Genomic DNA, 488 nt, shown 5'->3' with positions numbered 1-488 from the left:
CACTCGGTCAGGGGCTCCACTATTGCCTGCCTTTGATTGTAGCGTGTACGCTGGATCGTCGTCATCGATCCGATCGTGGGCAGGAGGTGGAAGAACCGCAGCAGATAGCGGCGCAACTCAATGGCGCTGTGCCACGGCAGGAAGGCAAAGATCGACCCGAACATGTTCCAGAAGTTGGTCTGGAAGATTGAGAGGTCGAGGCAGTCCTCGATCATCTTGCCATCGAGACGCGGCTCCGGCATCAGCAGCAATCCTGAGAGATCCTTCAGGTTGCGGGCACCGAGGCCCAGCTTGGAGAAATCGATGGCGCGCCCGCCTTCTCCAATTAGCCGCGCTGTATTGAACCAGCTGTGCGTTCTGTAGAAATCCCGTAATTCCTCGTCGATAGACTTTGTTGAATCGCTGCGACTAGGAATAAAGGAGAGAAGTTCATGCATGCATGGATCGTGCTCTTCGAGCATGCGGCCGCCACGCATAGTGTAGCCATG

The 488-nt window shown here is 55.9% G+C and carries 1 protein-coding gene; it reads right to left on the bottom strand.

All coding sequences use genetic code 11. From position 1 onward, the window contains the following. The coding region (locus tag ACLD7X_RS18580) for an oleate hydratase (protein WP_425625506.1) at positions 1-437 on the bottom strand (437 nt) is incomplete at its 3' end. Positions 438-488: the final 51 nt, after the last annotated feature.

Origin of the sequence: Aphanothece microscopica RSMan92, assembly GCF_046613545.2 — a bacterium.
GTDB lineage: Bacteria > Cyanobacteriota > Cyanobacteriia > PCC-6307 > Cyanobiaceae > NIES-981.
This window is presented reverse-complemented; position numbering and strand designations above follow the sequence as displayed.